The sequence below is a fragment of the Segetibacter koreensis DSM 18137 genome (genome assembly GCF_000374045.1).
In the GTDB taxonomy this organism is placed as follows: domain Bacteria; phylum Bacteroidota; class Bacteroidia; order Chitinophagales; family Chitinophagaceae; genus Segetibacter; species Segetibacter koreensis.
The window spans coordinates 1-11,103 of the sequence record NZ_KB893333.1; the positions used below are offsets into that span (position 1 = coordinate 1).

Below are 11,103 nucleotides of genomic sequence, written 5' to 3' on the forward strand. Positions count from 1 at the left end.
TGCATCCTAAAGTCTTAGCCAGGTAGAGAAGATACTCCATCAGCATATCTTCTGTAAAATCTGACGGACTTACCTCTGCATAGTAGACCAGCAAATAACGAAGCTCTGATAAATAATTACGAACTGTGTGAATACTGTAATGACCAAGAGATAAATACTGATCGGTCTTTTCCAGTGCCGCAAGTGCCCGCGGACTTAAAGTTTTTTTTCCATGATCTTTTAGTTTTAAATAAAAAGGTACAAAAAGATCATCATCGATTTCTCATCGCCTGAATAGGCGATGTTGGTTCAACACTTTTATTGACGAAATTTCATTTTAAAAGCTGCTGATAATCAATACCCTACTTTTGGCTTTTTAAATAGCTGCTGCGTAAAGCGTACCGCAATATACTTTAATGTTTTTCATTTAAAGTCGCGACACTAAATATTTTTTATCTTTTTTTCGACTGCTATTTCTTTATAAAGCTGTGTTACCAAAATTTCTTTTATACTTGCTTTTGTATTAAGATTGGCAGGTGAAGAACACCTGACAAGGCAAAAAATTATACATTAACGGTTGCCGGTTTAACCAAAAGGAGACTTAATTTATAAACATGTTATTTTTCGTATCACAGGAAAAAACCGATAAGGAAATTTGTCTAAGAGAAGAAACGATATTACTTATTCAAAAACTTTAGAAAAACTTATCATTACAACCCAGGAAATTGAAGATATAGTGTCTGCGCTTTTATGGTTTAGGCAAACTTTTGATAATACAAACAAAACTTTTTGCATTGGCTTAAGCTTTTCATCAAAGAACTGAATTAAGAAGCAGAAACAATTTGGAAGCTTTGTAAAGGCAATTTTTCGAACTCCAGGCTTACAAATCTCTTATTTAACACATAATCTTTGGTCCTCTTTCAATCCATCAATTCTTCTTCATTACCAAACTTTCCATTTTTCATATCTTCATAAGCCTGTTGAATTTCTTCACGAGTATTCATTACAAATGGCCCGTAAGCTACTAAAGCCTCATTGAAGGGTGTTGCATATCCAAACAGAATAATGGCATCTGAAGTAGCTTCCATTTGCAGTTCTTCTCCATCATGATTAAATTCTACAAGATGATGTATGCGTGCAAATTCTCCATTTACTTTTAACTCGCCTTTTACTATATACAAAAAAATGTTCTGATCCTGCGGAACATTGATATTGTACCTCCCTCCTTCCATAAAATACATAAATGAAAGATGAATATCTGTCAACGGCTCAAAAGGACCTTTTGTCCCATTCCAGTTGCCCGAAAGAACGTGTATTGAAACTTTTCCATTATCAACGTCAACTGTAGGAATAGCTGACGCTTGCAGCCCAACATATTTGGGTGGAGTCATTTTATACTTTGCCGGCAGATTCAACCATAATTGCAGAATTTCGAGCGGGCCGCCTTTGGCTTTAAACTCGGGTGAAGAGACTTCCGCATGTATCAGCCCGCTTCCGGCAGTCATCCATTGTACACCACCTTCTTTTATAACGCTTACCATACCGGTGCTGTCTTTATGTGTAAGGTCACCTTCTAAAATAAAAGTAACGGTTTCAAATCCGCGATGTGGATGTGGACCAAATGGCAAACCATTGTTATGAGGATGATACTCCTGCCATCCATGATGGTTTAGAAAGATAAACGGATCAAGTAAGTTCATAGAAACGGCATGGGTAGGCATGGCCCGGTAAGTAACCAAATCTGCTATTGGTTCGTATACCGCTTTATGTTTTGCTTTAATGGTTCTCATTCTTAATTATAATTTAGTCCTGAAACAATGTAGAAGTGTTTTCATGTAAAAAAAGGCGATTATTTGTACGAGTAAAAGTAGGTAAGATTATAACGACTGTAGAAAAAACAGTTTCAAACAGCTTGATATATAAAAAATTGCACCAATTTTAATAGAAGTATTTGTTATGTATGTTTATCTTAAAAAATATTTTAGAAATTAATTTCTACTTTCATTTTTAAAAGTATTATTAATGAGAATTACACGTTTTTGTGTTTTTGTTTTATTTCCTGTTTTTTTCGCTTGTAATCATGCCGTAAAAGAAAATACTCAACCCGATTTCTTATCAAAAAACATTGATACATCTGTTAATCCGGCTGATGATTTTTTTGATTATGCAGTTGGAAACTGGGCAAAAAACACTCCAATACCTTCAGAAGAAGGTGCATGGGGAATTGGAAATATGGTTCAGGAAGAAATATATAGCCGGTTAAGAAAAATAAATGAAAAAGCTGCGGATGAAAAAGCGACTAAGGGAGTCGAACAAAAAATAGGAGATTTCTGGTACAGTGGCATGGATACATTGTCTATAGAAAAACAAGGGCTAACCCCATTGAAAGCCGATTTTGATAAAATAAATAAAATAAAGTCAATAAAGGATATTGTAGACGTTACGGCAGACTTTCATAATAAAGGGATAAACGTTTTCTTTAATGATTATGTAGCCCAGGATGATAAGAATAGTGACATGTATGCTTATCAAATGATGCAGGGCGGATTAGGGATGCCGAACCGCGATTATTACTTCAACACGGATGCGAGAACAGAAGGCGTTCGAAAAGCTTACCGAAGCTATCTTATAAAAACTTTTATACAACTGGGAAATACCAAAACGTCTTCAGGTAAAATTGCTGAAAATGTATATAACCTCGAAAAAAGACTTGCGAATTCCAGCCGCAAACTGGCAGCATTAAGAGACCCCTATAAGAACTATAATAAGATTGATGTAAAAGGTTTGACCGATTTATCTTACAACATTCCCTGGCGATTTTACTTAGCAAAGATTAATGCAAAGAAAATAGATTCGGTAATTGTGGGACAGCCGGAGTTTTATGAAACACTAAGCGAAGAAGTTCAATTGACCCCTATAGAAGATCTCAAAAATTACCTGCGTTTTCACCTTGTAAATAACAGCGCTCCTTATCTTGATAAAAAGACCTACGGCAATTATTTTGATTTTAGAAAAAGTCTGACAGGAACATCTGTTCCGCGACCACGATGGAAACGAGTTATAGATGCTGAAGAAGATGCAATGGGTGAGGCATTGGGGCAAATATTTGTAAAAGAATATTTTAATGAGAATGCAAAAAAACGATATACTGATCTTGTAGAAAACATAAGAGATGCTTATAAAGACAGAATTAAAAAGCTGACATGGATGAGCGACAGTACAAAAGAAAAAGCGATAGAAAAATTAGGAAAAATCAGGAAAAAAGTTGGATATCCTGATAAGTGGAAAGACTTCAGTGCTCTAAAAATTGATCGTGGTCCTTTTGTTTTAAATGTAGAAAGAGGCGATATATGGTGGCATAATTACATGATGAATAAACTGGGCAAACCAGTGGACCGCGATGAGTGGACCATGTCGCCGCAAACGTACAATGCTTATTACAATCCCAGCAATAATGAGATTGTTTTACCTGCCGGTATTTTTGCTGTTCCGGGCATGAAAGATGAAGAACTTGATGACGCATTTGTATATGGCTACGCAGGAGCGTCAACTATTGGTCATGAGATTACTCATGGTTTTGATGACCAGGGTCGTCAATATGATGAACAAGGCAACCTGCACAACTGGTGGACTGCTACTGACGGTGTACAATTTAGTAACAGGGCAAAAAAAATAATTCAGCAATACAATGAGTTTAACCCGGTTGATACGCTTCACATAAATGGGGATGCAACACAGGGAGAAAACATTGCTGACCTCGGAGGTATTTTATTAGGACTAGATGCATTTAAGAAAACTGACGCCTATAAAAATGGTAAAAAAATAGGAAATCTCACGCCTTTGCAACGCTATTTCCTCGGGTATGCATATGGCTGGATGTATAAAGAAAGAAAAGAAAGATTGGCAAACCAGGTAATGACCGATGTTCACTCACCTGCTAAAGAACGTGTAAATGGACCAATGGTAAATGTTCCGGAATTCTACGAAGCATTTAATATTAAACCAAATAGCAAGATGTACAGAACCGACAGCCTAAGAGCAGAAATATGGTAACCTGGTTACTAATACTTGTAAAAAGAAAAGCTGTCTATGACTAAGACAGCTTTTACTTTTTTATATCTACAGTAAGATTCTATAAGACTTTATCGCGAAAGAAGAAAGATTACAAAATCAACATAGCGTCTCCATAACTTGAAAATGTATATTTATCTTTAATCGCTTTTTTATAAGCTTCCATAATCAGATCGTAACCACCAAAAGCGCAAGCTAAAATAAGCAGGCTGCTCTTTGGCAAATGGAAGTTGGTAACCATGGAATTCGCTACGTTAAAATCATAAGGAGGATAAATAAAATTATTTGTCCATCCTTCACCAGGCTTAAGAAAATGTTGAGAAGTATAACTACTTTCAAGAGCGCGCATGGTGGTGGTACCTATTGAGCAAATGCGCCTATTTTCTTCTTTAGCCTTATTAACGATTTTACATGCAAATTCATCTATCTGGTAATACTCTGCATCCATCTTATGTTTGTGCAAGTCTTCAACCTCTATCGTTCTGAATGTACCTAATCCTGTATGCAAGGTAATTTCCGCAAAACGAATGCCTTTTATTTCGCATCGCTTAATTAATTCCGGACTAAAGTGAAAACCTGCTGTTGGCGCTGCCACTGCACCCTCATGTTTTGCGTAAACTGTCTGGTACCTTTCACGGTCTTCTTCGTCGGGCTTACGTTTAATATATTTTGGTAAAGGCGTTTCACCCAGGGCTTCTAACTGTTTTTTAAAATCCTCTTCAGATCCTTCCCATAAAAACCGGATGGTACGTCCGCGGCTTGTGGTGTTATCTATAACTTCAGCTACAAGCTCTTCGGAGTCGCCAAAGAAAAGTTTGTTACCTACACGTATTTTTCTTGCAGGGTCAACTACTACATCCCACAAACGGTTAGCATGATTTAGTTCGCGAAGCAAAAAAACCTCAACCAAAGCACCTGTTTTTTCTTTCCGTCCATACATTCTTGCAGGAAAAACTTTGGTATTATTTACAATAAATACATCTTTATCATCAAAATAATCCAGGATATTGTGAAAATGCTTGTCTTCTAATTGTCCTGTCTTTCTATGCACAACCATCATCCGGCTATCTTCTCTTTTCTTTGCAGGATTTTGAGCAATCAAATTAAGAGGCAAATCAAAAACAAACTTAGAAAGTTTCATACGTTTTAATTAAAGAATTGTTGTTAATACTTGTTACTTACCGGGTCATTCATTGACCATTATATACTCTGTTGGCTTACAACTTAATTATCTCCGGTAGTTGAAATTTTAATAAAGCACGCAAAGGTACGAGTGATTCAACATTTAAAAATGTTACAACATTTACATTATTTGAAAATTATGAACCAACATGTATCCTAAACGCCATTTTAACTGGAATAATCGTGCCTTCCTTTATTCATTGCACTATCTTGTGCAGTTTCTCTATACGAAAACATCTTTCGGTATTTGGAGGGTGTCATCCCCTTAGCTTTCAGAAATTGCTTATTAAAATTTGCCAAAGTATTAAAACCGCTATCGTAACAAGCACCTTCGACTGTTGTGTTGGTATCTGTAAGCAACTTGCAGGCATAGCCAATTCTTACCTCATTTAAAAAATCAATATATTTCTTACGCGTGCTTTTTTTAAAGTAATTACAAAAAGCCGGAATGCTCATATCTGCTATGGCAGCAATTTTAGATAACTGTACAGGCTCTGTAAAGTTTTCCATCGTATAATGAAAAACACGGTCGATACGCTCCCTGTTTTTATTATTCACTTGCTTTACGTCCTGCGTTGAAAGCTTTACATATTCTTGCTGAGCGGTAAGAATATTAAGGCATTCACACAAAGTAATTATTCTTGTAAAGCCCGTTTCACTTTCAAGTGATTTTATTTTGGGATTTAATAATTCTTTGCTTTTACCTGAAATTTTTAAACCCTGCAGGGAAGTATTTAACAACAATTGTATTTCTTTACTTTCTGGTAAATTTAAAAATTCCTTTCCCCAGAAATCGTCACGAAAGTGTACAACTACCCCGCTCGTTATAAGGTCACCGCTTTTTTTAAAGGTGTGTGGAAGGTTAGCGCCTAAAAAGAAAATATCTCCCACTTCAAATTCGCCTACATAATTTCCTATAAAACTAAGGCCAGCACCTTCCGTAAAGAGGATCAGTTCGTATTCGATATGCTGGTGCCAGGGCACTTCAAAGTTGGGCGTACGGTGTGTGCGGGCAACAAATGATGTGTCATTTGAAAGGGGAAGTTTTTCAATGAATGGCTTCATAAAACAATTTTAAGTAACCTTTTATCATAAATGTACCTTTTTTATTAAAATAGTTTAGGTAAAAAATAAAAAAGTAGTAGTAAATAGTTTAAAATCAGGATAATTTGCATCATAAGTTACGATTTTGAAAAGCTTGCCTTTTGCGTTTTTCTTACATCTGCTTTCATATCTGCACTTATAAGTTTTTACAGTAAATGGAGCTATTTTTAATAATTAAAAAATAACAATGCTATTACTTGGTATAGATGTAGGAACTTCTTCAATTAAAGTGTCTGTTGTAGACTCTCAGACACAGCAGTGTTTGTGTTCGGCTCAATTTCCCGATACCGAAAGCCAAATAACATCCCTGCAGCCAGGATGGGCAGAGCAAGATCCGGAAATGTGGTGGCAACATGTACAACAGGCAATTAAACGAATTGGAGACTCGAAAAACGTAGATCTGCAAGATGTCGGCGCAATCGGAATTGCATACCAGATGCATGGGCTTGTCGTAGTAAATAAAGAGCAAACCTCACTTAGAGATTCTATAATATGGTGCGATAGCCGGGCTATTCCATTCGGTGAAAAAGCTTTTGAGACCATTGGCGAAGAAAAATCTTTGTCTCACCTGCTAAACTCTCCGGGTAACTTCACTGCATCTAAACTTGCATGGGTAAAACAGTATGAGCCCCAGGTATATAACTCTATTTATAAAATAATGCTTCCGGGAGATTTCATTGCCATGAAGCTTACAGGTGAGGTGACCACCAGCCCTTCTGCCCTCTCAGAAGGTGTATTTTGGGATTTCCTGGAAGATTCCGTTTCTACAGACGTGATCAATTACTTTGATTTTAATACATCTTTCATTCCACAAATCAATCCTGTTTTTGCAGAACATGGCAGGGTGCAACGATCAATTGCACAACTGCTGGGATTGAAGGAAGGAATACCGGTTACCTATAAAGCAGGAGATCAGCCGAATAATGCTTTGTCTTTAAACGTTTTAAAACCAGGCGAAGTGGCAGCTACTGCCGGCACTTCAGGCGTTATATATGGGGTGAGTGATCAGCTAACTTACGATAAGCAATCACGTGTCAACACCTTTGCCCACGTTAACTACAGCGACAGTGAAAAACGGTTAGGAATATTACTTTGTATAAATGGAACAGGAATTTTAAACCGTTGGGTCCGCGATACTATGGCTCCAGGTATCTCCTATTCTCAAATGAATGCTGAAGCCGAGAAAATATCTGCAGGAAGTTATGGATTAAAAGTGCTGCCTTTTGGAAATGGAGCAGAAAGAATGCTGAACAATAAAATAGTAGGTGCACACTTTCATGGAATTGATTTAAATATTCATACACGTTCACACATATTTCGGGCAAGCCAGGAAGGCATTGCGTTTGCATTCAGATACGGCCTGGATATCATGCGTGAAAACAAAATGAGTCCAACAGTTATAAGGGCAGGAAAGGCTAACATGTTTTACAGCCCCGTATTTACAGAAGCTTTTGTAAATGCCACAGGTGTACCGGTAGAGTTATACAACAGCGATGGAAGTGTCGGCGCAGCTATAGGTGCCGGTATCGGCGCAAAGGCTTTTTCTAACGAGCAGGAAGCATTTAGTAAAATGAAGCGCCTAGAGGTTGTGGAACCAAATAACACGGAGGTATATAATACCCTTTACCTGGAATGGAAAGAAGTATTAGAGATGCATTTGAAAACTATAGTTTGAACAATTTAAAGATTAAGGAAAAATATTATTAGAGGCATTTGGAAGGTACAGGGTGGCAGGTATATGGCTTGTGCATTTAGCAAAAACAAAGGTAAGGGGGTTTACCTAAAGAGAAACTTTATACTTGAGCTTTAAAACCTACACCCTTTTACCTAATCCATTTGTCTTTAAAAAGGATCATTAAAGTTATCAGGAGCAGTTGTTGAACTATTATATTGTTCGTTTGGTAATCAAAACGTATCAACGTTTCGGCAAGACAAAAAGGTATTTTTTTATTTTAAAAAGGCGGGATTGAAGCGTTTTACAGCGGTGGTTAAATAGAGAAGAACAGTACAAGTGTGCGACGCAACAGAAGCTTGATGTGTAAATAAAGTTGGGTTCATAAACATTCTCAAACATAAATAAAACAAATTGCTATGTCAGTCTTAATTGGTGAAAAGGAATTTTTTAAAGGTATTCAACAAATAAAATATGAAGGGCCTAAAAGCGATAATCCATTCGCATTTCGCTGGTACGATGAAAATAAAGTAATTGCAGGTAAAACCATGAAAGACTACCTGAAGTTTTCTTGCGCGTATTGGCATTCTTTCAACAATGAAGGTTCAGATCCTTTTGGACCTGGTACACAGATTTTTCCCTGGAACGAAAAACAGGATCCGATTGCGAGAGCGAAAGATAAGATGGATGCAGCATTTGAGTTTATGACAAAACTGGGATTGGAATATTACTGTTTTCACGATGTTGACGTAGTCGATTATACTAACGATGTTGCCGACAATGAGAGAAGGCTGCAAACAATGGTCGAATATGCAAAAGAAAAGCAGTCTAAAACCGGAATTAAATTATTGTGGGGAACAGCAAACGTATTTTCAAATCCACGTTATATGAATGGAGCGTCTACCAATCCTGACTTTCATGTTTTAGCTCATGCCGGTGCCCAGGTAAAGGCTGCACTGGATGCGACAATGGCTCTGGGTGGTGAAAATTATGTATTCTGGGGCGGCAGAGAAGGTTATATGACGTTGCTTAATACAAATATGAAACGTGAGCAGGAGCACCTTGCAAAGTTTTTACATACTGCAAAAGATTATGCAAGAAAGCAAGGCTTTAAGGGTACTTTCTTTATAGAGCCTAAACCAATGGAGCCCACGAAGCATCAATACGATTATGACGCTGCAACGGTTGTTGGCTTCCTTCGGCATTTTGGCCTTGATAAAGACTTTAAAATAAACCTTGAAGTTAACCACGCTACATTGGCCGGCCATACTTTTGCCCATGAAGTACAGGTAGCTGCAGATGCAGGCATGTTGGGTTCTATGGACGCTAACCGCGGTGATTACCAGAACGGCTGGGATACTGACCAATTCCCTAATAGTGTTGAAGAATTAACCGAAGCTATGCTAATTGTATTGGAAGCAGGTGGACTACAAGGCGGTGGTGTAAACTTCGACGCAAAAGTGCGCAGAAATTCAACCGATCCTGAAGATCTATTCTATGGTCATATTGGCGGAATGGACGTATTTGCAAGAGCATTGATAACTGCGGATACGATTTTGAACTCATCAGAATATAGAAAGATACGACACGACAGATATGCATCTTTTGACAGTGGAAAGGGGGCAGAATATGAGCAGGGCAAATTATCGTTGGAAGATTTAAGATCTTATGCAATAGAAAACGGTGAGCCACAAAGAAGAAGCGGAAGACAAGAGTTTCTAGAAAATCTGATCAACAGGTATATTTAATTAACCTTTATTCAGGAGCAAGTGAAATATTATAACTTAGCTTGCTCCTGAATTTTTTAAACCAACATTTATTATGTGGTTTTCTATAATTAATTCTTAGTTGCGCTTACCTTAAGCAGCTATTCTTACCCTTCGTACTGCTACCAGTACTTTCAATTAAAATTGCGTCAATCCAGGCCATAACTATCCTGCCACTACTACATGTTTCTTTTTATGAGTCTTGAGTCTTTTACGGTATAGCACTTTTACGCCGCGATAAGAAACTATTGTTGTTTACATAATCTTCATAAGCATACTTAAGGTGCTCTTAAATGAATTCAACACTTTTTTTATACGTGATAATTATTAAAACTGGCAGCACGGGTACTGTTACCTATTGCAACGATTATCTCTTCTCCCCTATTCATATTGATTTTAAACTTACTGCCATCTCTGGCGTCATAGCACAAATTGCTGAGTAAGGTCATGTCATTATCTGATACTTCTCATAGAATGGGTCTTGTACGAAATATATTTTTGAAATATCAGCAAATGATAAATCAGCAAAAACGGCTATAAAAAAAGATAGGTTTTATTAAAATTGATAATGAAAACCGTTTGTCAGAAATGATTTTATAAATCAGAGCCAAATATGCTTTGTTGACCTCGAATATAAATTTGATATCAAATAAAAAAAGCAAAATATTTTTATTCTTTTTATAATATTTTTTTATAATTTGAACCTCATTTAGTTCTTACAAGTATTGTTTAAAAAAATTAAAGTTTGAAATTTTATTTAACGAAAACCCTAATCTAGTATCAAGTTCAGCATTCATATTTCCTTCAAGCTAAGAGCTTTCCCCCCAGGTTTTATTATGCTATCCTAATTATTTAATCACCAATTCATAAAATCCGACAAGTATGAAAAAAATCGCCATGATGGCCTGGTTATCATTTGTGTGTACCCTCTGTTTAAAAGCCCAAAGTAACCAACCTGCTAACCCTTTAAAAGACAAAATAGATTTTCAGGGTTATACTGTTACACTGCTTCCCGCTATTGGCGGTACCTATGGCTACAACATTTTAAAAGGGAAAAGCTTGATTTTACATCAGTCGTTTAATCCTTTTAACATGGCTCCTGAGGGCATGCGAAATAAAAATGACGCGTACAAGATTGCCAAATGGCAAATTGTTCACTTTAACCTTCAAAACAAATCTTCCTTCGCAGCCAACATCTCAACGCCTCAAGACATCCACAATCTTCAGCCTGAAAATCAGAAAAAAACTTTCCAGACAAACCAGAAACTATCAAAAGAAATTGCGAAGGAATTAAATATTACTATCCAATAAATTCTAAACCGTAAACTA

At 36.8% G+C, this 11,103-nt stretch carries 9 protein-coding genes; 5 read left to right on the forward strand and 4 right to left on the reverse strand.

The window, feature by feature from the left end; all coding sequences use genetic code 11:
• A partial coding sequence (locus tag B154_RS33920; RefSeq protein ID WP_157580595.1) for a phage integrase N-terminal SAM-like domain-containing protein occupies positions 1-259 on the reverse strand: 259 nt, incomplete at its 3' end.
• A gap of 640 nt (positions 260-899) precedes the next feature.
• Entirely contained in the window at positions 900-1,769 is an 870-nt protein-coding gene (locus B154_RS0115565; RefSeq protein WP_018615184.1) for a pirin family protein, read from the reverse strand.
• 232 nt (positions 1,770-2,001) lie between these two features.
• Between B154_RS0115565 and B154_RS0115570 the strand changes: the two genes are divergently transcribed.
• Positions 2,002-4,032, forward strand: a complete 2,031-nt coding sequence (locus B154_RS0115570) for a M13 family metallopeptidase (protein ID WP_018615185.1) — start codon at positions 2,002-2,004, stop codon at positions 4,030-4,032.
• Between the two features lie 109 nt (positions 4,033-4,141).
• Here B154_RS0115570 and queA read toward each other — a convergent pair whose 3' ends face one another.
• Positions 4,142-5,191, reverse strand: a complete 1,050-nt coding sequence (gene queA / locus B154_RS0115575; protein WP_018615186.1) for a tRNA preQ1(34) S-adenosylmethionine ribosyltransferase-isomerase QueA — start codon at positions 5,189-5,191, stop codon at positions 4,142-4,144.
• 209 nt (positions 5,192-5,400) lie between these two features.
• Positions 5,401-6,297 carry an AraC family transcriptional regulator gene (locus B154_RS0115580; RefSeq protein WP_018615187.1) on the reverse strand — a complete coding sequence of 299 codons (897 nt, stop codon included), beginning with the start codon at positions 6,295-6,297 and terminating at the stop codon, positions 5,401-5,403.
• A gap of 226 nt (positions 6,298-6,523) precedes the next feature.
• Here B154_RS0115580 and B154_RS0115585 point away from each other — a divergent pair, with 226 nt between their 5' ends.
• The 4 genes from B154_RS0115585 to B154_RS0115595 all read left to right on the forward strand — a co-directional run bounded on the left by B154_RS0115585 (position 6,524) and on the right by B154_RS0115595 (position 11,085).
• Positions 6,524-8,011, forward strand: a complete 1,488-nt coding sequence (locus tag B154_RS0115585) for a xylulokinase (protein ID WP_018615188.1) — start codon at positions 6,524-6,526, stop codon at positions 8,009-8,011.
• Positions 8,012-8,427: 416 nt separating this feature from the next.
• Complete coding sequence (gene xylA / locus B154_RS0115590; protein ID WP_018615189.1) at positions 8,428-9,756, forward strand: xylose isomerase; 1,329 nt, start codon at positions 8,428-8,430, stop codon at positions 9,754-9,756.
• Between the two features lie 311 nt (positions 9,757-10,067).
• Positions 10,068-10,217, forward strand: a complete 150-nt coding sequence (locus tag B154_RS32455; protein ID WP_157580805.1) for a hypothetical protein — start codon at positions 10,068-10,070, stop codon at positions 10,215-10,217.
• Between the two features lie 439 nt (positions 10,218-10,656).
• Positions 10,657-11,085: a DUF4907 domain-containing protein gene (locus B154_RS0115595; protein WP_018615190.1), complete on the forward strand. Its 429-nt coding sequence runs from the start codon at positions 10,657-10,659 to the stop codon at positions 11,083-11,085.
• Positions 11,086-11,103: the final 18 nt, after the last annotated feature.

What these genes read in the sequence shown, in the direction of transcription:
- queA (WP_018615186.1), bottom strand. Translation starts at nt 5,191, where the DNA reads ATGAAACTTTCTAAGTTTGTTTTTGATTTGCCTCTTAATTTGATTGCT.
- B154_RS0115580 (WP_018615187.1), bottom strand. Translation starts at nt 6,297, where the DNA reads ATGAAGCCATTCATTGAAAAACTTCCCCTTTCAAATGACACATCATTT.
- B154_RS0115595 (WP_018615190.1), top strand. Translation starts at nt 10,657, where the DNA reads ATGAAAAAAATCGCCATGATGGCCTGGTTATCATTTGTGTGTACCCTC.
- xylA (WP_018615189.1), top strand. Translation starts at nt 8,428, where the DNA reads ATGTCAGTCTTAATTGGTGAAAAGGAATTTTTTAAAGGTATTCAACAA.
- B154_RS0115565 (WP_018615184.1), bottom strand. Translation starts at nt 1,769, where the DNA reads ATGAGAACCATTAAAGCAAAACATAAAGCGGTATACGAACCAATAGCA.
- B154_RS32455 (WP_157580805.1), top strand. Translation starts at nt 10,068, where the DNA reads ATGAATTCAACACTTTTTTTATACGTGATAATTATTAAAACTGGCAGC.
- B154_RS0115570 (WP_018615185.1), top strand. Translation starts at nt 2,002, where the DNA reads ATGAGAATTACACGTTTTTGTGTTTTTGTTTTATTTCCTGTTTTTTTC.
- B154_RS0115585 (WP_018615188.1), top strand. Translation starts at nt 6,524, where the DNA reads ATGCTATTACTTGGTATAGATGTAGGAACTTCTTCAATTAAAGTGTCT.